The sequence below is a fragment of the Micromonospora sp. Utrum1 genome (genome assembly GCF_057197805.1).
Genome location: NZ_CM170071.1, coordinates 3,435,720 through 3,458,808 on the forward strand (window position 1 = coordinate 3,435,720; position 23,089 = coordinate 3,458,808).

At 68.4% G+C, this 23,089-nt stretch carries 17 protein-coding genes and 1 pseudogene; 11 read left to right on the top strand and 7 right to left on the bottom strand.

What is annotated here, in order from left to right; genetic code table 11:
- Nucleotides 1–81: 81 nt before the first annotated feature.
- Complete coding sequence (locus AC0OLQ_RS16275) at nucleotides 82–903, bottom strand: hypothetical protein (RefSeq protein ID WP_484532031.1); 822 nt, start codon at nucleotides 901–903, stop codon at nucleotides 82–84.
- Nucleotides 904–1,207: 304 nt separating this feature from the next.
- On the opposite strand from AC0OLQ_RS16275, the gene AC0OLQ_RS16280 reads away from it, so the two are divergent.
- Both AC0OLQ_RS16280 and AC0OLQ_RS16285 read left to right on the top strand, forming a co-directional pair.
- Nucleotides 1,208–2,110, top strand: coding sequence for a shikimate dehydrogenase family protein (locus AC0OLQ_RS16280; protein WP_484532032.1), 903 nt, complete (start codon nucleotides 1,208–1,210; stop codon nucleotides 2,108–2,110).
- Nucleotides 2,111–2,295: 185 nt separating this feature from the next.
- Complete coding sequence (locus AC0OLQ_RS16285; RefSeq protein ID WP_484532033.1) at nucleotides 2,296–3,609, top strand: hypothetical protein; 1,314 nt, start codon at nucleotides 2,296–2,298, stop codon at nucleotides 3,607–3,609.
- 80 nt (nucleotides 3,610–3,689) lie between these two features.
- Here the strand turns inward: AC0OLQ_RS16285 and AC0OLQ_RS16290 are convergent.
- The 3 genes from AC0OLQ_RS16290 to AC0OLQ_RS16300 form a co-directional block, all read right to left on the bottom strand.
- Nucleotides 3,690–4,495 (bottom strand): IS5 family transposase gene (locus AC0OLQ_RS16290; protein WP_484532363.1). Its coding sequence is split into 2 segments (ribosomal slippage): nucleotides 3,690–4,157 and nucleotides 4,160–4,495, totalling 804 coding nucleotides; the frame shifts between segments, so codons are not numbered across the junction.
- Nucleotides 4,496–4,572: 77 nt separating this feature from the next.
- Entirely contained in the window at nucleotides 4,573–5,595 is a 1,023-nt protein-coding gene (locus tag AC0OLQ_RS16295; RefSeq protein WP_484532364.1) for a transposase, read from the bottom strand.
- Nucleotides 5,520–6,140, bottom strand: coding sequence for a transposase (locus tag AC0OLQ_RS16300; RefSeq protein WP_484532034.1), 621 nt, complete (start codon nucleotides 6,138–6,140; stop codon nucleotides 5,520–5,522). The genes AC0OLQ_RS16295 and AC0OLQ_RS16300 overlap by 76 nt, the downstream gene beginning before the upstream one ends.
- 300 nt (nucleotides 6,141–6,440) lie before the next feature.
- Between AC0OLQ_RS16300 and AC0OLQ_RS16305 the strand changes: the two genes are divergently transcribed.
- The 5 genes and pseudogenes from AC0OLQ_RS16305 (at nucleotide 6,441) to AC0OLQ_RS16325 (ending at nucleotide 10,359) form a co-directional block, all read left to right on the top strand.
- Entirely contained in the window at nucleotides 6,441–6,971 is a 531-nt protein-coding gene (locus tag AC0OLQ_RS16305) for a hypothetical protein (RefSeq protein ID WP_484532035.1), read from the top strand.
- Nucleotides 6,869–8,052, top strand: a pseudogene (locus AC0OLQ_RS16310) (IS3 family transposase). The gene AC0OLQ_RS16305 and the pseudogene AC0OLQ_RS16310 overlap by 103 nt, the downstream one beginning before the upstream one ends.
- Nucleotides 7,941–8,435 carry an HAD family hydrolase gene (locus AC0OLQ_RS16315; protein WP_484532365.1) on the top strand — a complete coding sequence of 165 codons (495 nt, stop codon included), beginning with the start codon at nucleotides 7,941–7,943 and terminating at the stop codon, nucleotides 8,433–8,435. The pseudogene AC0OLQ_RS16310 and the gene AC0OLQ_RS16315 overlap by 112 nt, the downstream one beginning before the upstream one ends.
- A gap of 1,085 nt (nucleotides 8,436–9,520) precedes the next feature.
- On the top strand, nucleotides 9,521–9,853 hold the full coding sequence (locus tag AC0OLQ_RS16320; RefSeq protein WP_484532036.1) for a hypothetical protein: 333 nt from the start codon (nucleotides 9,521–9,523) through the stop codon (nucleotides 9,851–9,853).
- Nucleotides 9,796–10,359, top strand: a complete 564-nt coding sequence (locus AC0OLQ_RS16325) for a helix-turn-helix domain-containing protein (RefSeq protein ID WP_484532037.1) — start codon at nucleotides 9,796–9,798, stop codon at nucleotides 10,357–10,359. Before AC0OLQ_RS16320 ends, AC0OLQ_RS16325 begins: the two co-directional genes overlap by 58 nt.
- A gap of 20 nt (nucleotides 10,360–10,379) precedes the next feature.
- Here AC0OLQ_RS16325 and AC0OLQ_RS16330 read toward each other — a convergent pair whose 3' ends face one another.
- Nucleotides 10,380–11,243, bottom strand: coding sequence for an IS5 family transposase (locus tag AC0OLQ_RS16330; protein WP_484532013.1), 864 nt, complete (start codon nucleotides 11,241–11,243; stop codon nucleotides 10,380–10,382).
- A 146-nt stretch (nucleotides 11,244–11,389) separates the two neighbouring features.
- Between AC0OLQ_RS16330 and AC0OLQ_RS16335 the strand changes: the two genes are divergently transcribed.
- On the top strand, nucleotides 11,390–11,971 hold the full coding sequence (locus AC0OLQ_RS16335) for a dihydrofolate reductase family protein (protein ID WP_484532038.1): 582 nt from the start codon (nucleotides 11,390–11,392) through the stop codon (nucleotides 11,969–11,971).
- A 423-nt stretch (nucleotides 11,972–12,394) separates the two neighbouring features.
- Here AC0OLQ_RS16335 and AC0OLQ_RS16340 read toward each other — a convergent pair whose 3' ends face one another.
- Nucleotides 12,395–13,219, bottom strand: a complete 825-nt coding sequence (locus AC0OLQ_RS16340) for a DUF4352 domain-containing protein (RefSeq protein ID WP_484532039.1) — start codon at nucleotides 13,217–13,219, stop codon at nucleotides 12,395–12,397.
- Nucleotides 13,220–13,400: 181 nt separating this feature from the next.
- Complete coding sequence (locus AC0OLQ_RS16345) at nucleotides 13,401–13,664, bottom strand: hypothetical protein (protein ID WP_484532040.1); 264 nt, start codon at nucleotides 13,662–13,664, stop codon at nucleotides 13,401–13,403.
- A 228-nt stretch (nucleotides 13,665–13,892) separates the two neighbouring features.
- Between AC0OLQ_RS16345 and AC0OLQ_RS16350 the strand changes: the two genes are divergently transcribed.
- The 3 genes from AC0OLQ_RS16350 to AC0OLQ_RS16360 are packed head-to-tail and all read left to right on the top strand — an operon-like array spanning nucleotide 13,893 to nucleotide 23,089.
- Nucleotides 13,893–17,009 (top strand): golvesin C-terminal-like domain-containing protein, encoded by a 3,117-nt coding sequence (locus AC0OLQ_RS16350; protein WP_484532041.1) that lies wholly within the window; start codon nucleotides 13,893–13,895, stop codon nucleotides 17,007–17,009.
- Nucleotides 17,010–17,038: 29 nt separating this feature from the next.
- Nucleotides 17,039–20,173 carry a golvesin C-terminal-like domain-containing protein gene (locus tag AC0OLQ_RS16355; RefSeq protein WP_484532042.1) on the top strand — a complete coding sequence of 1,045 codons (3,135 nt, stop codon included), beginning with the start codon at nucleotides 17,039–17,041 and terminating at the stop codon, nucleotides 20,171–20,173.
- Between the two features lie 21 nt (nucleotides 20,174–20,194).
- On the top strand, nucleotides 20,195–23,089 hold the full coding sequence (locus tag AC0OLQ_RS16360) for a hypothetical protein (RefSeq protein WP_484532043.1): 2,895 nt from the start codon (nucleotides 20,195–20,197) through the stop codon (nucleotides 23,087–23,089).

The following is a 23,089-nucleotide window of genomic DNA, read 5'->3' on the forward strand; positions in this document are numbered from 1 at the left end:
TCTCGGGAGTTCCGCTGCGACATCCGCCGGACGTCCTGCCTGAGTAGAGGGTCGCGTCACCAAAGCGCGGTCCCAACAGCATTACCTGAGCCGGCGTGAGATCAAGCTGCGGGTAGCCTCGCTGAGCTGGGTACCGATGAAGTCGTTCAGCTTCTCCGGATCCGGAGCGACGCGCTGTGCCTCCTCGAGCTCTTCCCAGGTGTCGTAGTCGTACGGATTGCCGGCTGTTACCACCCCGATACCGTGCATGCGGGCCACCACCGCAACCTCCTCGACGTCGTGCTTCAGCACCGACGCCTTGTCCGGCGGAACGTAGAACAGCACGTATGCGCGGGTGGCTGCACGACGGTGAGCCAGAGCCTCGTACACTGCCTGAACGTTGACGGCGCTCGGTGACTTGACCTCGAAGGTGTTCACGTCGAGATGCTTCCCGGGCACGTATTCGAACGTGCGCACCTCGACCGTGGTGATGTCCGGTCGCGTCCATATGCCGTCGGGTCGGCCTCCGCCGAAGGCGGTGATCTCCACGGCCAGCAGATCCTGGCGGTGCTCCTGCGCCCAGTCGCGCTCGATCACGGTCCGCATCGGCGGGTACAGGTCCGGCTCATTGGTGATGGCCGCCTCGATCATCTCGGTGTCCGGCGTGCCCCTCTGGACGACGACGGACACCAGATCAGCATCGGCAGAGGCTTCTGGGTGGGAGCGGCGGACCACGCCGCCCTTGCCTCGGCCCCGGCTCACCAAGCCCTTGTCGACGAGAGCGTCTCGCGCCAGGAAGTAGCGGTTCCGGTTCCACTTCAGGTACTGACGGAGCGCTGGATTGCTGACCGCCGATCCGTCCACCGGCAATGCGTTGAACAGCGTGCACTCGTCCTCTGAGAGCGCCGAGAGGTCCGCTGCCATTTCTCGACGGTATCGACGTTGTCCCATGGTAGGCAATGGGACGACGGGACGCTGGGCGGGATATGAAATTCGATGCGATGACCTGGCCCCGGTCGCACTCAACCTATTCGGCGGCCGCGGTGGAGTACCGGTCCCCCTGCTTGCCGAGCAGGTCGGCGGCCCCGTCAGCGTCGGCGTTCAACCGGCCTGGACACCCCGAGGGCCCGGAAGGCGTGACCGCGCAGATCCGCAGGGAGTGCGGGCCAGCCACCCCGAGGCCACCCTCCGGGCCCTTCAGCTGCGCGTTGACGATTACCCTTGGCCGGTGGCGTCCACGGTTTGGTTCGTTGGGGTGTCGACAGGCAAGTCGTTAATCCATGAGGCGTTCCCGAGCTGGATGGCCGACCTTGGTCTTGACGTACGTCTCGTCGGTCGCGACGTGCCCCTGGCTGCCCCTGGTGAGACGTACCGCGCCTTGATGGCCGAGCTGGCCGGCAGCGATGGCGTGCTCGGCGCGGTCATCACGACGCACAAGGTGGCCGTACTGCGCGAGGCTGGCGACCTGGTCGACTGGCTCGACCCGTTGGCGGCCGAGTGCGGAGAGGTCAACGCCATACGCCGTGAGGCGGGCAGGCTGGCCGGCTTCGCCCGAGACCCGACCTCGATCGGGCGAGTCGTCGACGACATCTGGCCCGACGGAGAACACGTCGTCTGTCTGGGAGCCGGCGGTAGCGCGATCGCGCTCGGCCGTCATCTGCTTGCCCGTCCCGTGCCGCCGGCCCGCCTGGTGTTCACCGACTGCAGCGGTGCGGCCGGCCGCCATCTGCAGTCCGTGCTCGGTCCGTGGGCCGAGTCCCGGCGAGTTCGCCTCGAGGTGCATATCGGTGCAGGGCCCTGGGATCACCTCGTCGCGTCCGGTCCGCCCGGAACGCTCGTCGTCAACGCCACCGGACTCGGCAAGGACCGTCCTGGTAACCCCCTGTCGCCGGTCGCCGAGTTCCCGCCCGCTGCCCTGGTGTGGGACCTGAACTACCGGGGTGACCTGGCCATGCTGCGGCAAGCCCGCACTCATGATGGGTTGGTAGTACACGACGGCTGGCAACTGTTCTGCCACGGCTGGGCCGCCGCGCTCGGCCCAATCCTCGATCTGCCGAACGAAATGAACACCGCCGGCCGGTTCGCCATGCTCGCAGCACCCCTACGTGCACGGCCTGAAGCTTGCCGCTGATCGGCCACCGGGTACGCCGCGCCGAAGTCCAGAACATGTAAGACCCGCTCACCGCACGTCCCGCCGCCAGCCAGCCCGACGCGCCGCGAGGCCGGGCAAGGAACTCAGACTGCGCGCAGCGGTTGCCATCACGTGTCACGACACCATCTATGGTAGGGGTGCCAACGTGGGGGAGGAAACAAGACGTGACTGCCGATAGCAACGCGCCCGTGCCGGTGTGGGCACTCGCCACCGAGGACGTGAGCGTTCCGAATGTGTTAGGCGATGAGGGCATGACACCCGCACGCCTCGCAGAGTTGAGAACGGTTTTGGCAACACTTGCAGCCGCTCCGATCGCGACGCTGGAAGCGCACCCGATTCCGGCCAAACGCGATCGGAATGGCGGAATTCCGCTTCATGCAGCTAGCCCACTCGCGCAGCAGTTAGCGCAGCTCGTTACTCAGACGGCGAAGTCGGCGCCGCCGACGCTGAACGTCGCCGCTACCGGTGACGTGCTCTACCGAATGGTCGTTCCGGCAAAAGTCGCCGCACAGGTCGGCAAAGGACTCGTACAGCCCATGGCTTCCAAGGCCGCTGCGGGAGGTATTCACAGCGCGCTGGTCAACTCCACCGGAATCGCAGCGCAAGCCACTTTCGTTCCCGTTGCTGGTAGGGCAGCAGTTACGGGAGCGGCAACTGGCTCGGCCGCAACCGCTGGTGTGGCAGTCGCGAGCGCCGGGGCATTGACTGTGGCCGCGCCACTCGTGCTCATGGCCGTCGCAGTCAGTGTCAGCGCTTACGCCGATCACCAGCGCAAGGAATCGATCGAGCGGATCACCGACCTGCTAGAGCAGCTACACGAAGACAAGCTCGAAGACGAGCGTAGCGAGCTTGACGGTTGCCGTGACGCCATTGATAAGGCCACTTCAATCCTGCTTGACCAGGGTCGCATCGGCCTGTCTCTAGGTCTTGACTCCGCAGTGCACGCAATAGGCAAGTCGATTGAGCGGACTCGCAGACGGCTCGCTAAGTGGCAGGACGCGCTGGCTGGGCTTCCGGATGGCCCGGTCGAAGTCGGAGCCCTCACGAAAGAATTTCCGGGCATCAACGAGGAAGGCGGCACCTTCCGCGCCCACCTTGAACTTGCGAGGCTCGCGATCGCCCTCAAACGCCGGGTGCTGGTCCTTCAAGCCGTTGAGCATGCACAACTGGAGGGTGCGAGCCACCCATTCAAGACCTTCGTCCGAACGTTGCAAGACGACGAGCGTCGCGTCGACGAATTAGAATCAGGAATCACCTCCATTCTCCTTCGGCTGTCGACTCTCGAACTGAAGGGTCCCAGCGGCTTCCGAAACATCATGTTCACGAAAGGGGAGGTGGACGACCTTCTCAAGGCTGCGTATCGCCTTCGCGCCCTGGGCGATCGCCTCAACGTGGGGGTCCACCAAGCTGACGTTGCGATTGAGATTGAACGAAGCGGCGACGGATCGCTCGTAGTATTTCCCGCTGTCGCTGCTTGACCATCCTCGAAGGCCGCAAAACTCAGTTTGACGGCGCGTGTCCAACGAGCGCTGTAACCGGGCGCCATTAAGAGCGTGTCTCAGGTGGTGAGTTTGAGGTAGCGCTTGTGGCAGGTCAGTGCGGCGGCGAGGGTGATGAATGCGCAGTACAGGCCGGGGTTGCGTTCGTAGCGGATGGTCAGCCGGCGGTAGCCGGTGAACCATGCGAAGGTCCGCTCGATGACCCACCGGTGCCGGCCGAGGCGGTTCGGGGACTCGATGCCCCGGCGGGCGATGCGGGGTCGGATGCCACGCTGGCGCAGCATGCGGCGCAGGTGCGGGTAGTCGTATCCCTTATCGGCGTGCAGCTTGTCGGGCCGTCGTCGGCGGGGGCCGCGACGGGACTTGACGGCGGGGATGGCCTGGACCAGGGATTCCAGGCAGCGGCTGTCGTGGGTGTTCGCCGCCGACACGCCCACGGACAACGGAAGCCCGCCGCGTTCGGACAAGGCGTGGATCTTGCTGCCGGGTTTGCCCCGGTCGACCGGGCTCGGACCGGTCAGAGCGCCCCCCTTTTCGCCCGCACGTAGGCGGCGTCGGCGGTAGCGCGGGACCAGTCGATCAGCCCTTGCGCGCCGAGCTGGTCCAGGGCGGCCACGTGCAGCCTGCGCCACAGCCCGGCGGCCGTCCAGGCGGTGAACCGGCGGTGCGCGGTGGCCCTGGACACCCCGAACCCGGGCGGGAGGTGCCGCCACGCGCAACCGGTGCTCAGCACGTACACGATCGCCGCGAACACAGCCCGCGCGTCGATCGGCGGGGTTCCCCCACCCTGCCGACGCCGAGGCGGCGGCGGGATCAACGGGCCCGCCAGATTCCACAACTCGTCAGGCACCCACTGCCGGATCAACCGCTCGTCCACAGTAGAAGTGATCTACCACGAAGGTCAGCCGACCGCCACCCGAGACACCCTCTAACCCTGATTCTTCACGGGCTGAGGGTTCCGGGCGGGCGCGGCAGCCGGTTGTTGTCTATTGTAGACAGATGGTGGCGCGGGGCACGTTGCGGGACCGGCTGTCGCGTCGGTGGGCGCTGGCTCTTGGGTCTCCTGGTCGTCGGGATCGGGGTGCGCCTGGTCAGGTGGCTGGCAGTGGTAGGCGGCGGATGCGGTCGAAGGCGGTAGCAAGGTCCGCGCCCCAGGGCCAGGTGGCTGGTAGGCCAACGGCAGCGGCGAGCTCGGATCAGCCGGGCGGGCACCTGCAGCAGTCGGTAGCGCAGCGTTTTCGGCTCGGCTTTGGCCAGGCTGGTGGCGGCCAGTGCGTACAGGCGCAGCCAGCAGACCAGGTCGACGGCGATCGTGACCGCGGCGCACCAGGCGGTGTTGACCGTCCACGAGTGTGATGGGAACCGATCGAGGCCGGTGTCTTTGGCGGTGCGCACGCCGTCTTCGACGCGGGCGTGGACCCGGTGGCGGGCGTCGGCACGTTGCACCGAGATCGCCCGCGCCCCGAACCGGGCGGTGTTGGTGACGAACGCGGAGTACTTGTAGTCGCCGGTGTCGAACAGGGTGGGCTGCTCGAACGGCAGCAGCACTCGGCGGCGCACGACAAGGCGCATCGAGGTCGGCCAGCCCAGCGTTGGGAGCCGTGCCCGCAACTGGTCGGTGATGTCGGCGCAGTCTAGGCCGTCAATCACGGCCCCGGTGGTGTTGGACAGACACGGCGTCCAGCAATCGTCGGCCAGCTGGTTGGCGGCGGCGCGCACGTGGTCGTCGACATCGAATCCGACCGAGTACTGCACGGCGCGTCGGGCGGCGTTCAGACTCGTGAGCCAGTCGATCAGTGCATGCGAGGCACCGGCGCCATCGGAGGTGATCAGCAGGTCGTCGCGGCGGTCGGCAGGTATCTGCATGATGGCGGCGCGCACCACGCCGATCAGATCGGCGGCGGTGTTCGCCCCCGCCGAACCGGGCCGGGGCAGCAGCACCGCCAGCTCGCCGGTGCTGTCGATCCAGCACCCGAGGCTGTGGAACCCGAACGTCTTCTTGTAGGTGCCTTCGGCGTTTCCTTGGCCGAGTGGGCGATCGTGAGCGTGCTGTCAACGCGAAGCACGATCGTACGCCCGCAGCTGACAGCGCCGGCGTAGCTCGACGCGGGTACTCCGGCGGGCAGCCGGTTCCATAGGTGCGCCCGCGCGGCGGCGCGGACGTCATCGATGCGGTGCAGGTCGCGCTCGCTGATCTCACCGAGAGCGCGCAGGGCGGTGGTATCCGAGGCGACCGGCCCAAACACCTGGCCCTGGGCGCGCAGGGCTTCGATGTCGACGATGTCGGTGCCGCCTGCGGCGATCGCACAGGCGATGTCGGTGAGCACCCGGCCGCGGTCGTGGACTGCCCGGAAGCCTGGCCGGGTAAGGATTGTGGAGATGGCATGGGTCAGTCCGGTGCGGTCGGCGAGCATCCGCAACGCGGCCACCCCGACCAGGCTCACCACGCCGTCGCCGTCGCCGTCGGCGCTGACGCGGAGATCTTTGGACCATCCGGTAAGCTCATGCACGTCGGAAGTGCCTCCGAGCTAGAGGAATTGGTAGACGTCGCAATCACCATTTTCCCTTGTGCGGCAGGCACTTTCGCGTATCCAGACCTCACGAAGCGGTCACAAGGCTACGACCGAGTGCATGTCTAGGGCTAATGGCGCGACGCCTCGCGGATTGGCCACGCCCGCGGCTGTTCTTCATCGGTTGTCTGCCGGCCGGTAGATCAAGACCCAGTTGGCCGTCGCGCGGGCTTGCCCTGGCACAAGACGGTCACTGCGTCGCGGGCCACAGAACTCGTCGTGTTGATCTAGGGTGATGCGGTGACCGCCAAGCCCGTGACGACAGTACTGTTCGACTTCGCCTGGACTCTGTTCGCCAGGGACTCGGAGCGCTGGGTGGGCAACGCGGCGGCATCGATCGACCGGACATTGGCTGCCGGCGAGGCGCACCGTATTGCTGGCGACTTCGCGGAACTGTTGCGGGAGACGGCCACGGATCCGGCCCACATCGTCCGGGATCTGGATCCGCGAGTCTGGGATCGGGCTATCCTCGCCGTGCTGGAACGGATTCCTGGGGTGGACCAGGCGCTGGCATCGGTCTTGCACGAAACACACGCCGAAGCGATCGAGCCGTACGCCGATGCCGTGTCCCGCACCGGGTTTGATGGAGACATCGAAACCTGGGAGGAACACCAGCGATGCCCGCACCCAAGAAGTACAACGATGAGCTGCGTGAGCGTGCGACGCGGTTGGCGGTCGAGGCTCGCCGGGATCCGGCGTCCGCGGTTGGAGCGATCCGGCGGATCGCCGGTCAGCTCGGGGTTCATCCGGAGGCGTTGCGGACGTGGGTGAAGAAGGCCGAGACCGACGCCGGTGAGCGGTCGGGCATCACCAGCAGCGACGCGGAACGCCTCGCCGTGTTGGAACGGGAGAATCGTGAGCTGCGGCGGGCCAACCAGATCCTGAAGTCCGCAGCGAGTTTCTTCGCGGCGGAGTTGGACCGTCCGTCGCGATGAAGGTCGACTTCGTCGACTCCCAGCGGGTCGAACACGGTGTCCAGCCGGTCCTGCAGGCGCTCGAAGACACGCCGGCACAGATCGCACCGTCGACCTACTACGCCGCCAAGACCCGCCCGACCTCGGCCCGGTCCCGGCGCGACGAGGAGCTGACCGCGATGATCGAGCGGATCCACGCGGCCAACTACGGCGTCTACGGCGCTCGCAAGATCTGGCACGAGCTGCACCGCCAGGGCGTGCCGGTGGCCCGGTGCACCGTCGAGCGGCTGATGCGTGAGTCTGGGCTGCGCGGGCTGCTACGCGACAAGTCACCACGCACGACCCGGCCCGCAGCCGAGACCGGCCGCCCCGGTGACCTGGTCAAACGCGACTTCACCGCCGAACATCCGAACCAGCTGTGGGTCGCCGACCTCACCTACGTGCGCACCAGCGTCGGCTGGGTCTACGCCGCGTTCGTCCTCGACGTGCACTCCCGCATGATCGTCGGCTGGCAGGTCGCCACCAGCCTCTACACCGACCTGGCTCTCGACGCGCTGAAGATGGCGATCTGGCGCCGCGAGAGTCAGGGTGCTGACCTGCGCAAACTGGTCCACCACTCGGACCGGGGAGTCCAGTATCGAGCGATTCGCTACACCCAGCGGCTCGCCGAGGCCGGCGCCGTCGCCTCGGTCGGGTCCAAGGGCGACTCGTACGACAACGCGATGGCCGAGGCGTTCAACTCCCTCTACAAGGCCGAACTCGTCCGCAACACCGGCCCGTGGCGCGGGCTCGACGACCTGGAGATGGCCACCGTCGAGTACATCGACTGGTACAACAACCGCAGGCTGCACGGCGAGCTCGGGCACATCCCGCCCGCCGAACACGAGGCACTACACGCGATGACCCAGCCGGTCACCGCACCCCTGAAAACCAGCTAACCAACTCTCCATCAAACCCGGGGCTTGACACCGTCGCCACCCTGTCCGCATTGCGTGATAGCGGTGTTCGCATCGGCGTCGTCAGCAACGTCGGCTGGGACATCCGCAAATGCTTTGCGCGGCACGGACTCGACGGCTATGTCGATGCGTTCGTACTGTCCTACGAGGTCGGCTTCGTCAAACCGAACCCTCGGATCTGGGGCGCTGCCCTCGAAGCCCTTCAGGCCGCACCTGGCCAGACCCTGATGGTCGGTGATCATCCCGCTGGCGACGGCGGATCGGTTTCCGCTGGCATACCAGCGCTGCTCCTGCCCATGGTGGATTCGCCCGCGCAGGAACGCGGCTTCGAATACGTGCTCAGGCTTGCCCAGGTTCCGTCGTGACGGTCTGTCGCCGGTCCATTTGTCTGAGGCTGCCGGGGGTGGAGGGGGCTCAGTAGAGGTACACGTCGACCAGGATTGCGACAACCCGGCGAGGAGCGCGTACGCGGTGGTGCGTCGTGCGGGTTGGGCCGGAAGCGCCGCCAGAGCGCTCGCAGAGCGGTGGTGTCCGAGGCGACCGGTCCGAATACCTCTGCTTGAGCCCGCAAGGCTTCGATGTCGACGATGTCGACCCCGCCCGCGGCGATCGCACACGCCATGTCGACCAGGACCCGGCCGCGGTCATGGATCGGCCGGAACCCAGGCCGGGCAAGGATTGCCGATATCGCCTGCGTCAGACCGGTGCTGTCGGCGAGCATCCGCACCGCGGCCACTCCGACCATGCTCACACGCCGTCACCGTTGGTGCCGACGCGAAGATCTGCCGACCATCCGGTAACCTGATGCACTTCGGAAGTGCCTCCTCGCAAGAGATCACGGTAGATGTCGTAATCACCATTTCCCTTGCGTCGCAGGCACTTTCGTCTATCCAGACCTCACGAAACGGTCACAAGACCACGACCTCGTGAATGTCCAGGGTTAAAGTCAGCGTCGGGTTGCCTTCAGGGCGGGGCCCACTTTCAAGCCGTCCAGGTGGGCCGGCTGGGACCGTCAGAATCAGCCGCACGTCGCGCTCCACACTCCGGGTCCCGCCGTCCTGCGGCTGTGGCGGGCCGGGTGGCCCGGCTGGCGCCGCCCGGGCAGGAACACCTCGACGAGCCGCAGCAGCGGTGCGGCCGGGTTGATGGTGGGGGTGGCGGTCTTGCCGTGGAGCCGACTCGTAATGCGTGGGTCCTGGCATTGCGCGTCGCCCCGCCCGCTGCAAGCGGGGCCGACGCCTGATTGTGCCGGGCTCAGGCGGCGCGCGAGCGGAGCCGGCTGTCTGTTGCCGACGTCTTGCACCGCATCAGCTTGCCCGTGCTGGTGCGCCGCAGGGCGCCGGCCGGGCTGCAGAAGGCGCCGGCGTGTGCACCGGTGCGGATCGATTCCTGGCTCTTCACAATGCAAAGTGTCATCGGTGACGCTGATGGCGTCTGCGATGCTGTGGGCGTGGAGTACGTGTCCAGAGTGCCGCGACCGCCGCTGGACGGGCTGATCGATGACCTTTACTACCTGGAGGGTGCGCCGCCGTACGCCCGGCTGACGCTGCCGCCGATGCCGGCGGCGTTGCTCATCGTCAACCTCGGGGCGCCGTTCCGTATCCGCGCCGGCACCGACATCGAGGCAGCCGAGTACGCCGACGGCTGCGTGGTCACCACGCCCACCCGCGCGTTGGAGTTCGGCTACCCACTCCGGACCCGGTCCGTCGGCGTGCACTTCAAGCCGTGGGGCTGGCGCCGTTCCTGCCGATGCCTGCGGCCGAGCTGTGTGACCGGCCGGTGACGGTAGAGCAGGTTTGGGGCCGGCCCGCCATTGCTGAGCTGCGAGACCGGCTGGCCACGGCGGACGGACCACACGAGATGCTGACGGTGCTCGAGGACGAGCTGATGCGACGGCTGTGCGAGACCGCCGGCCTGAGGCTGGTCCGCCATACGAGCAGCGTCATCGCGGCGACCAGCGGGGCGGTGGCGATCGGCGACCTGAGCGTGGCGGCGGGTGTCAGCAGCACTCATCTGGCACAGCGGTTCAAGGAGCTCATCGGCGTCACGCCGAAGCGGCTGGCCCGCACCTGGCGGTTCGCCGCCACCGTGTTCGCGATCAACCCCGCCGGGCCGATCGACTGGGGCGACCTCGCCGGTGGCGCAGGCTACTTCGACCAGGCCCACTTCGGCCACGAGTTCCGGGCGCTCACCGGGCTCACGCCGACCCGGTACGTCGAAGTCCGGCGGCGGTTCCTGCGTGAACATCCCGGCCACGCGCTGGACGGCTGGCCGCTGCCGGCCGATTGATTTCTTAGAGGGCATCCCGTTTAGGTGTGTGGCGGTGTGTCCGTCTCGGGGTGGTCGTCGCGCCAGGATGGAGTCGTCTCGTGGGTCAATCGCCGGCTCATGTTGTCGATCATGGCCCAGTGGATGTGGGCTCGGGAGTGCTCTGGTGACGTCTCGTAATCGCGGACGAGTCGTCGGTGGAGCATGATCCAGCCGTTGGTGCGTTCGATGGCCCACCGCTTGGGCAAGGGTTGGAAGCCCTTCTGGCCTGGTGTTTTCGGCACGACTTGCACGTCGATGCCGTGGGCGGCGCCGCGGGCGATGGCAGTGGCGCGGTAGCCGGCGTCAACCCACACTGTGCTGATGTGACGGTGGGTGGCGGCGAGGCGGTCGATGACGTCACGGCCGGCGGCGGTGTCGGAGACGCTGGCGGCGGTGACGATCACCACCAGCAGCAGACCGAGGACGTCGGTGGCCAGGTGCCGCTTGCGGCCCTTGATCCTCTTGCCGGCATCGATGCCCTGGCTGGCTTCGGGCACGTTGCTGCTGGTCTTGACGCTCTGCGAGTCGATGATCGCCGCGCTGGGCTCCGGGTCACGGCCGGCTGCCTGCCGGACCTTGCCGCGCAGCAGGTTGTGGATCGTCTCGGTGGTGCCGTCAGCGGCCCAGCGAGTGAAGTACGAGTGCACGGTCTTGTACGGCGGGAAGTCGTGGGGCAGGTACTCCCAGGCGATGCCGGTCCGGTTGACGTACAGGATCGCATTCACGATCTCCCGCAGGTCATGCACCGGTTTCTTCAGGCCCAGGCCGCCTTGAGCCGCCCGCCAGGCGGTCATGGTCGGTTCGATCAACGCCCACCTGGCATCAGACAGATCGGTGCGATACGGACGGCGAGGGGTCGTCATCCACCGATCATCAGGGCGCAAGATCCTCGACTCCAGCAAGGCAGCAACCAGCGTGTATCAGATCAGATCCACACGAGATGCCCTCTTACAAGAGCGACAGCTCACGACACGCTAATTTGGGGGCACCCAAGGCAGAGGAGAGCCCCGTGGGCAAGGTGGTCATGTACAGCTCGGTGTCGGTGGACGGCTTCGTCGCGGACGAGAATGACCGGCCCGGACCGCTGTTCGACTGGTTGTCCAGCGGTGACGTCCCGTTGGACGAGAGCGGCGAGGTGAAGGTGTCGCAGACGTCCTACGACTACACCCGGCCGTACTGGGACCGGATCGGGGTGACAGTCGTCGGCCGCCACGTCTTCGACCTGACGGACGGCTGGGACGGGAAGCCTCCGGGTGGGATCGACCACGTGGTCGTCGTGACGCACCGGCCGGAGCCCGAGGGCTGGGACCCCGAGGCGCCGTTTCACTTCGTCGACGGCGTCGAGGCAGCCGTGGCCCAGGCGCAGGAGCTTGCGGGTGACCGCATGGTCGAGGTTGCCGCTGGTGACGTCGGTGGCCAGGTGCTTGCCGCGGGTCTGGTCGACGAGATGCGCATGGACGTCGTACCCGTGGTGTTCGGGTCCGGCAAGCGCTACTTCGGGTCGGTCCACGCGCAGCACCTGTTGGAGGATCCTGACGTGGTGATTCAGGGCAACCGGGTGCTTCACCTGCGCTATCGCGTGCGCCGTTGACCGATGTGAGCGGGTACCCGAAGAAGTCCACCGCGAACGGTGACACAAGATCGGGCCTCCGGCTGCGTTTGCGCATCGCTGTCCCTGGTCGGGCAGCCGACGCCGATCTCGCCCCGGCACCTCACCTGCGGCGAGTTCCAGCCCGACCGAGACAGCCACCGGCCCGAAGACCCGCGACCGGAAGTTGGTGTTGCGCAGCGGGCCGCCGTTCGGCGCGGTGAAGACCAGCTCGTCCCGACCCTTGCCAGCGACGTGCGCGGCCGGCTTAACTGCAGCCCTCAGTCAGGGCGCCACGAAGGCAAGGTGCTCGGCGACGGGACTGCTTGGGTCGCCCCGGCTCTGGCTATCAGCGACAGCCCCGGAGAATCTCCGGGGCTGTCGGCTGTCGTCGCAAGGTCACGCTTCTCTGCTGCCGGCGGCCGGTCAGAGGGTGACGACGGCGTCCTCGGCGAAGGTGAACAGGCCGGCGTCGAAGGTGATCGTCTTCAGCTTCGTGCCCTTCGGCACGTCGAAGTAGACGTTCGCCTTCACCGAGTTGCCCGGGTTGATCTCGTCGAGGAAACCCTGCCCGTCGGTGTTGCCGTAGATCCCGGCCTCGCCGTCGGCCTCATACTCTCGGCCGGTGGCGTCCTGGGCGGTGAGGGTGCCGTCGGCGTGGAAGGTGTGCGCGCTCTTCGTGACGTTCTTGACGGTCACGTTGACCTTGCAGAAGGTGCCCTGCGCCTTGGTGTTCAGGAACTGGCTGCCCACCTGGGAGATCCCGCACTTCACGCCGTTGACGGTGAACTCGAAGTCACCGCCGCGCACCTTGTCGCCGACGCCAAAGGTCTTCGGCTTGGCCGGTGCCGCAGTCGTCTTCGTCGGCTGCGGCTTGGCCGGCGTGGGGGCCGACGTGCTCGGGGCGACGGCCGCGGGGGCGGAGGTGCTGGGGCTGGCAGCGGGGATGTCGCTGCTGGCGGACACATCGTTCTTCTTGTCGTCGCCGCTGACCAGGCCGATCACCATCGAGCCGCCGCAGCACAGCACCACGAACGCGCCGACGCCGATGAGGGTGGGGATCAGCCATGGCCGCTTGCGGGCGGCGGGGGCCGGCGCGCCGGGCGGCGGCGGGAACGGGTGCTGAGGGATCTGCCCGGGCGCCGGCGGCGGGAACTGGCCGGCGGGCACCTGCGGGAACTGAGCGGTGGGCGGCATCGGCTGCTGGCCGGTCGGCGGCTGGTTCTGCGCAGGGTCGTAGGGGGTGGTCATTGAGTGGTGTTCTCCCAGGTCTTGATTTCGCGCTGCCCCGTTAGTTGAGCGCAATACTTTCCACCCTGACACATTTTGCCTCAGGCAACGGTCCTCCGGCTGGCCTGACCCACACGCCCGGTCAGCGCGAGAAACACCCGATCTGGTGACCCGGCCGTCAGCCGTTGAGCCGCGAACTCGTTCACGCTCCGGTCGCGGCGTCCCAGAACGGGTCGGCCTCATCGCCGAGCAGCAGCGGCACGTCATACACCGACAGTTCCAGCCGCGGACGCACATACCACACCCGGTGGTGCCATCGCCGGTGCTCGAAAGCGGTGTCCACTTCGATTTCAGCCACCACCGTCGGCTCCACCTGCACGTAGCGCAGCGGCTCGGGCAGGTCCAGCGGCCCGCTCCAGCTCGCCGGGTGGCCGTAGCTCCCCGAGCTACGTCTCGACGCGCTCAATTCTTCACCATGACTCTCACTGCGTGGTTGACCGCATGCAGCATGCGGGATATCTTTCCGTAGTAGGCAAGCGAATTCCATGTTGGATGCTGCCGGCTCCCTCGCACCGAAAGCTCCGCCCCATGCGACGACACAGCTCACCGTCGCCGCCTACGGCAGCCGACTTCGCACCACGTCTGGCGTCAACCCCCCCCGGCCGCATCGCGACGCTCTCAGCTAGGAGCCACCATGCTGAAACGCCCCGCACTGTCGGTTCTCCTCGTCGCCGCGGTCACCGTCGCATCGGGCCTGGTTGGGGCGGTTCCCGCTGCCGGCCGGACGGGCGGCGACCCGGTGCACCGGCGAGTGGTGGACGTGGGTGACAGCATCGTGATCACCGGCGAGACCTACCGGATGCGGATCATCAAGGACGGCTTCCGGTACTCGTTCGACAGCTCCTCCGGCGCCACGGTTGCACCGGCCCATCCGGACTCTGGTCTGCGGATCAGGTACGCCGGCGGGCAGGACGTCAGCGACGCCGAGGACACTCGGCTCGTCTCCGGTCCGATGTCCGGCACTGCGGTGCTGGACGTGACGATGACGGACGGTTCTCAGGTCAGAGTGCACGTACTTCCATTCGACAGCTACGCGCGGATCCTGGTGCCGGACCTGCCCGGGTCCAGCAGCACGATCGACTTCCGTACCGGTGCGGTCGCCCCGGCGTACGGGCTCGGGGACTATGGGTCGTTCGCCGACGGCCAACCCGAGCAGGGGACGCCGTGCAGTGGAAACGTCGAGGCCAGGCCGAGTACGGAGTTGACGGGGCTGGTGCTGGACAACCTGACGAACGAGGGCAGTTGTAAGCGTTTCGTCAGCAACTTCACCGTGTTTCCAAAGCAGCGGTTCGCTCAGGTGTGGTTCGAGGATGGGCGGAAGCGAGTCGGCCTCACCGGAACAGAGAACCGGCTCGGCGCCGCCGACGTGGACTCCGTCGACAGCCTGTACTACTTCGTCGGCCGTGATCTGCCGCAGGTGTACGCCGACTACAAGCAGGCCCGCAACCGGCACGGGTACCTGGACTCCCGGCCCGACGAGTCGTTCTTCGGACTCGGCTGGGAGGCATACGGCGCACTCGGCTGGGACACCTACCAGTCGTCCGTCGTCGAGACGGTGCAGGACTTCGTAGCGCACGGCTATCCGCTCAGTTGGGGCGTGGTCGGATCCGGCTTCTGGCCCGGCCCCCGCGGCAACAAGGTCGAGGGCACCACGAACAGCTTTGGCATGTGGGACGACACCGCCGAGGACGGGCGCGCGGACGGACTGCCGAACCCGCGATACCCGGATCCCGACGCGGTGAAGCGGCTCTTCGCCGAGAACGACATCAAGCTGCTGCTGGGGGCCCGAAACAACTTCAAGGCTCTGCCAGCCGACGGCGGAAACTACAACCTGCGCTACGACGGACCATTCCTGCAGGAGGCGCTGGAGCGCGGCTACCTGCTGCGCAACGGCGACGGCACGCCCCGCGTCGTGACCCGGGCGCAGTTCCCCTCCGGCTCCAGCTACGTGCTCGACGGGTCTGATCCGGAGGCGGTGCGCTGGTTCGTCGACCGGCTGCGCGCGTGGGGTGTGGACGGGTGGAAGGAGGACACCATGCTCTACGACCCGAACCTGCACCTCGACGGCAACTGGAACCCGGTGCAGACCGCGATGCACGATGCCGGTGACCTCGTGATGGTGCGCAACGCCGCGTACTCCGTGCCGGGCGACGTCATCCGGATCAACGACACCATCTACGGCACCGGCGAGGTGTACCACGAGGACCCGGACCGGATGCCCGTCAACCTGCTCAACTACGCCGCGTCCGGCGCCGGCAACCTGTACGGCGACTATGTGGGTGGCACCCCCGGGCCGTCGTTGCGCGACCCGGCCTACCAGCAGTACTTCGTGCGTAACGCGCAGTTCAGCGCGATGTTGCCGGTGATGGCGTTCGGCAAGGGCCCTTGGGATCTCGGCCGCAGCGACTACGCGGCAGCCGTGAAGGAGTTGGCGCTGTGGCACGAGGCGCTGCGGCCGTACATCTACGACGCGGTGCTGGACGGGTACGAGAGCGGGTTCCCCACCGCTGTGACCCCGCTGCCACTGGCCTTTCCCGACGATCCGAACACCTACGCGCTGGCGAACGACACCACCCGCCAGTACGAGTGGATGTTCGGTGAATCCCTACTCGCCACGCCGGTGTTCGGCGCGGACTTCGAGACAGCGCAGGCGCGGGACGTGTACCTGCCGGCCGGAAAGTGGATCGACGTCGAGACCGGAGCGGTGTTCCGCGGGCCGACGACACTACGGAACTACGCGATCGGCCCCGACCGGATCCCCGCGTTCGCCGGCGGCAAGGGCGTGCTGGTGACCAAGCGGTCCGCAGCGCTGACCGCCGAGGTGTACCCGGTGTCGACCGGATCCCGCTACACGTCCGGGCGTGGGCCGGACGCGATCACCGTCGAGAACGCCAACACCGGCTGGGACACCGGCTCCCTCGCCGTCGTGGACAGCACCAGCGGGGAGGCGGTTGCCTACCGGGTCGACCAGGTGACCGGTGCGTTGCGGTTCCCGGTGACCCCGGGGCACACCTACCGCCTCGCCGGCGGCGGGACGGCCGAACACACCGTCGGGCTGGACAGGACTTCTCCCGCGCAGGTCACCGGAGTCGGGCACCGCACGGTGGGCGGGGTCACCACGCTGACCTGGGACGCCACCGACAACGCGCGGTCCTACGTCGTGACCGCCTCGCTGAAGCAGGAGTGCGATGTGACGCCGGAACGGATCGTCGGCTCCTCGACCGGCACGAGCCTGGTGCTGGGCAGCGATGGTGTCGCGGGCACGTACCGGGTGGCGGCGACGAACAGTGCGGGCAGCGGCCCTCCGTCCACGCCCCACGTGATCGCAGCGGCGACCGGTGGTGGCGGCACCGCGACGGTCGTCGTGACCAACGAAGGAGCTCCGCCGACCTGCGATGCCGGCAATCCCGCCTACAGCGAGGAGGGACGCTGGCTGTCGAGCAGCCTGAAGGGTTTCGACGGCTCGGGTACCCGCTACACGTCGACCGCCGGCCTGACCGTGACCTGGCGCGCCGACCTCCCGGCGGGGACCTACCAGGTCGACGTCTGGTCCCCGAAGCACAGCACCTGCAGCGCGAGTACGACATACACCGTCGCCGGCACGAGCGTCCCCGTCGACCAGTGCGCTACCGGCGGCGCATGGCATTCGATCGGTACGCATCAGCTGGGGGAGGGGATCAACTCGGTCACCCTGACGTCCGGCCCCGGCACCACCCGCGCGGACGCAGTCCGCTTCACGCCGGCCGGATGACCCCTCGCCCGAGGATGGAGTAAGAGGAGATGTTCGCTCGTCCCCCACATCACGTCCTGCTCGCGATGATCACGGCGCTCCTGGTGCCGATCGCAGTCGTGGTCCCGTCCTCGCCGGCAGCGGCCGCCGAAGCGGTGGTCGTCACCCCCTCGACCCCCGGCGCCTACGCCGAGACCGGAACCTGGGCGAACGCCCGGGACCCCGGTTACGAGGGCTCTCCATCGCGGTACAGCCGGACCCCCGGTTCCACGGCCACCTGGACCGTCGTGGCGCCCGCCTCCGCCAGGTACGACCTTGCCGTCTACTACAACGCCAGCGTCGACAACGCGAAGGCGGACTACGCCTGGACCGGAGGGCCGGACACCCCGACGGTGGTCAACCAGGCGATCGGCGGCAATGCCTGGCGCCAGATCGGCTCCACCTACCTGGACAAGGGGCAGACCTTTACCCTGACGGTCACCGCCACTGCCGGTCCGGCGGTGACCGCTCCCAACCTGAACGTCATCACCCGCGCCAACGCCGTGCGGTTGCTCGAGGTGACCGGCGACGACCAACCGCCGGGCACCGAGTGCGGTACGCACGACACCGCGACACCGGTCGTCGACGCGCCGGAGCGGCGCTTCCCCTCCTACCGCCTGTCGCAGCACGGCACCATGGTCTCGGTTGCCGGCGACGGCTGGGCGATGGCGATCGATCGTCGGGGCTTCCGCTACGGACTCGAGGTGGACGGCGCGCCAGTCGCCTCGCCCCACCCGACAGCCGGGTTGCAACTGGCCGTCCCGGGCGGTGCACCGTGCGACGCCGTCGCGGCGACGCTCACCGCGGCGGACGCGTCGAGCGCGCGGTTCTCCGTGACCTTCGCCAACGACCGGCAGGCAGACGTGACCGTGGTGCCCGCGGACCATTCCGTGAACCTGCGGATCGCCGCCGGCGACTCGAACACCGGCAGCGTGCGGGCCCAGGTCGCCGGTGGCATGAACCCCGCGTACGGGCTCGGTGACCTGGGCGGATTCCGGACCGACCTGAACGCCTACGGCATCCGCAACCTCGACTACTACGCGCAGAACAGCGCTGGCACGACGAACCAACGCTTCGTCTCGACGTTCACGGTCTTCCCCGGCCGGAAACTCGCCCAGGTCGTGCTCTCGAACGAGAGCCTGGCCGTGCAGGTCGACAACGCCGCGACCCTGCTCGGTGTCAACGGCCCACAGATGTCCGGGCTGCACTACTTCTTCGGGGACATGACGACGATCTACCGGCGCTACGCCGAGGTGCGGCGGAGCGCCGGCTACGCCGACGCGAAGCCCGACTACGCACTCTTCGGCGTCGGCTACGAGTCGTACGGCGCCCTCGGCTACAACACCAACCAGCAGACCATCACCAGCTCTGTGACGGCGTACCTGGACAAGGGCTTCCCCCTCGGCTGGGTGGTGACCGGCTCCGGGTTCTGGCCGTACGGATCGGGAAGTGCCCAGGGCACGACCTCGAGCTTCGGACTGTGGGGCGCGAAGTATCCGGACCCCGACGGGTACAAGAAGTTCCTGCATGACAACGGGATCAAGCTGCTGCTCGGAGCTCGGCAATCCTTCCGGGCGCTGCCGGCCGACGGCGGCACGTACGACCCCGCTCTGGACGGTGACGGCACCGCCGTGGGCATCGAACGGGGCTACTTCATCAAGGACGCGAACGGCAAGCCGCGGGTGTTCCGGCCGGTGTCGTTTCCCAACACCGCGATGTACCTCATCGATCCGGACAACGAGGAAGCTGTCCGGTGGTTCGTGGCCCGCAGCCGGGAGTGGGGAGCGGACGGGTACAAGGAAGACCACATGTTCGACGGCACCGCGAACCGGTACGTCAACAACGCGCTGGTGAACCCGATCAACGAGGGCCTCGACGACGACGGCAAGCTCATGATGGTGCGCAACAGCGCTTTCTCGGTGGCGGGCTCCATCCTGCGGATCAACGACACCGACTACAACCAGGGGCCGGGGGACCGCGACCGTACGGTCGTCAACGGGCTGGCCTACGCGGCCAGCGGTCAGCCCAACTTCTATCCGGACATCGTCGGCGGCCGGATCATCGGTGATCTGGAGACCAACCGGTCCAAGCAGCGGTACCTGACCCGGAACGCCATGCTGGCCGCCATGTCGCCGGCGATGTCCTTCGGCAACGAGCCGTGGCGGATGAACGATCCCGCCCTGGTGGCGGCGACCCGGAAGGCCGCCCAGTGGCACGCCGAGTATCAGCCCTACATCTACTCGGCGGCGGTCACGTCGTACGAGACGGGCTTCCCCTCGACGGCGACGCCGCTTCCGGTGGCCTTCCCCGACGACCCCAGGGTCCGCGACCTGGCGTCCGCGGCCAAACGGCAGTACGAGTGGATGCTCGGCCCGTCACTGCTGGTCGCGCCGCTCTACGGCGGCGACACCGACACGGCGATGTCCCGTGACGTCTACCTTCCGGCCGGCGAATGGATGGACATCGAGACCGGCGAGCGGTTCACCGGCCCCACCACCCTCACCGCCTACCAGCAGCCGTTCGGCAAGATCCCCGCCTTCGTCGGCGGCACCGGCATCCTCGTCCACGACCCCGGAGCGCGGGATCCGGGCGACGCCGTCGCCGCCGGCGATGTGCGGGCCAGCGTCTACCCCGTCGCCGCGCCCGGCGCCACCCTCACCCACACCGGCAGCGACGGACAGACCCGAAGCCGGATCACCGCGAAGAACACCTCGTGGTCGACCGAGGACATCGTCGTCCGGGGCTCGTCGGGCGCCGACATCGCCTTCAGCAGGGACCCGGTCACCGGGGCGGTCGAGTTCCCGGTCGAGGCGGGTCTCGACTACGTCGTCTCCGACGCCGACTCGCCGGAGTGGGGCCTCAAGGTCGTCGACGTACGCCCGGCCGGACCGGTCGTCACCGGCCGGGCGCTGCCGGTGCAGTTCCGGCTGGTGGACCAGACCGGTGCCCCCGCAGGCCGCCTCGTCGCCGAGGTGGCGCAGGTGGCACCGGACGGCACCGAACGGCAACCGGAGTTCGAGACGGACGACCAGGACCGGGTCCATACCGTGCTGACGACCCAGGCCGGCGTTACGGGAACCTACGTCGTCGTGGTGAAGGCGGCGGACGGGCGTCGGCTGGCGCATTTCACCGTGAAGTTCACCTGACACGCTGACGAGGAGATTCTGGTGACGACACCTGCGCGAGCGTGGGCCAGTGCGGCTCTGGCGTCGATTCTGATGGCGACCGTCGGGCTGACGGCGGCGTCCGCCGCGGCCGGCGCCCCGTCCGCCGAAGCGGCGGCGGCACCGGTGTTCGCCGACGACTTCACCACCGGGCTCAGCCGGTGGCGGGCGCTGACCGGGTCGCTGACCGAGTGGACGGCGACCACCGCCCAGTTCCCCTACGTCTCGATCGACACCCGCACCCAACCATCCGGCCGGTACATCACCCCGGTCACGCCGGTGGGCCTGCCCGACGCGTACGAGTTGCGCACCAGGGTCCGCGTCGAGGCGGCCAGCGACTCACCCGCCGTCTCCGTGCTCGCCGACTTCCGAGAACCGTACGCCGTCACCCAGAACAACGTCGCGGCGCAGCTGACCGGCTGGTCCGGGGTGCAGGTCTCCCGCCCGGTGACGCAGACCGTGTGTCGCGGCCCCGCCCCGGTACGGCAGGGGGAGTGGCACGAGTTGGTCATCCGCCGGGCCAACAACATCTCGGTCGTGGAGATCGACTCCCAGCGGGTCGCCGTGGTGGCCGCGCCTGTCGCCGGTGGCACCGTCGGCCTCGGGGTCTACCACGCCCAGGCGTCGTTCGCCGCCGTCGCGGTCACCGCGCTGACCACCGTGCCCGCCGACCACCCCACCACCACGTCGGGCTGTTCCTGGACCGGACCGGGCGAGCCCGATGCCGACCAGCCGATCCTGGTCAACCAGAGCGGTTACAACCTCGGCCAGGCCAAGCGGTTCACCGCACCCCGCGCGGTCGACGGTGACCGGTTCCGGATCGTCGACGCGGCCGGCACCGCCCGGCACGAGGGCACCGTCCGCGGCCAGATCGGTGACTTCACCGGCTTCGACCCCGCCGAGCCCGGACCGTACACGGTGGAGGTGCAGGGCGCGGCCGGGACCGGACGGTCCATGCCGTTCGGCATCGGCGCCGACTGGATCGAGCGTGTCTCCTACCACCGGGCGGTGCAGTTCATGACCGACGTGCGCTGCTACTACGGCGACTTCAGCAGGATGGTCTACGGCGGCAGCGATCCGCAGAACTGCTACCTCGGCGTCGGCTGGCGCGACTCGCACCAGATGTCCTTCGAACTGCCGTCGCTGATCGACATGTACCTCGCCAACCCCTCTGCGTTCGCGCAGATCAAGGACCCGGAGGCACGGTACGTGGGGCTGCCGGTGCAGCTGCCGGCGGACACCCCGGAGATCGTCCGGCTGATCCACTGGGCGCTCGAGGTGTACCTGGGCGGTCGGGTCAACCACACGCTGCTCAAGGAGCAGCTCGCCGCCTTCGTCTACGCCTATCCCTACCTGGCCGAGCACATTCCCCTCAGCGTCTACGAGCGGGCGCGCGACTACCTCTTCCCGATCTGGGACGACCCCGCGAAGGACCGCTTCGCCTGGTACGACATCACGCCCCACACCGCAGACCTGCTGCAGGTCTACACCCAGGTGGGTTCCGGCAAGGGTGAGCTGCCGCCGGGCCACTCCGTGTGGCCGAACGTGATGATGTACGAGGTCGCCAAGCGGGAGGGCCGCGCTGACGCGGACCGGTACCTGGCCGCCGCGAAGGCCCAGGCCGCCTGGCTGGTCGGCAACCTCGACGTTGCCGACCCGAGGGTCACCAAGGGCCAGCGGCAGGGGGAATACCACCTGGTCACCGGCCTCGCGCGGCTGCTGCTGGCCTACCCCGACCAGGCGCCGCCCGGCACTCGGGACTTCATCCGGCGGTGGGCCGAGGTGGTGGTGGAACGCTCGGCGAACCTGTGGGACTTCCGCAGGTACTCCGCCGAGCGATGGACCATCCCGCCCTTCACCGGTGGTGGTTCGGCCGTCGACCCGAACGAGACGGGCAATGTGGCGGGCTTCGCCGCCCCGGCGCTGGCCGCCGCGCAGGTGCTCGGCGACGACCCGCTCGCCGGGCGGCTGCGCCAGATCGCGGTGGCCCACGTGGACAACATCTTCGGCCGTAACCCCACCGGACGGCACGCCTCGTACCGCGGACCGACGGAGCAGTGGGGCTTCGAAGGCGTGGAGCGCGGCTGGTACTCGGAGTTCCAGGGCGGCGCGGGTCGCCTCCAGGGTGCCCGGGGGGTGCTCGACGGCAGCCCCAAGAACGGCCACTACCCGTACAACCCGGGTGTCGGCAACATCGGCCACTCCGAGGGCTGGGTCACCTTCAACACCGCCTGGAACGAGACGTTGGCCTGGCGGGCCGCCGACAGCACCACGGTCGGGGTGGTCGACGCCGCCGGTACGCCGGTGCACCGGGTACCGGAGGGCGGCCGCGCGAGCGTACGCCTGACCGCGCCGCTGAACCTCGACCCGGCCGCGCTCGACCGAGCCGACCTGCAGGTCCGGGTCGGCGACGGCGCACCGCGGCGGCTGATCGCCGTGCAGGACGGGCCGAACGCCACCACGTACACGGCGGAGTTGGACCTGGCCGCGCTCGGTGTGACCCTCGGCGACACGTTGACCGTCTCCTACGGCCTGGGCTACTTCACCCGTCAGATCACCGTGACCGTCGCAGCTCCGCTGTGCGCCGGCCGGGAGCCCACCATCGTCGGCACCGACGCCCCGGACCGTCTGGTGGGTACGGCCGGCGCCGACGTGATCGTCGGCCGGGGCGGCGACGACGTGATCGTCGGCGTCGGCGGTGACGACGTGATCTGCGGCGGTGCGGGCGCGGACCGGCTGGTCGGGGGCCCTGGCGACGGGACCCTGTTCGGCGGGCCCGGCCCGGACGTCGTCGTCGGCGGTCCGGGCGACGACCGGCTCCACGGCGGCGCCGACCGGGACGTGGTCGTCGGCGGCGGCGGGACCGACCTGATCGACGAGGACGGCCCGGACGCCTGA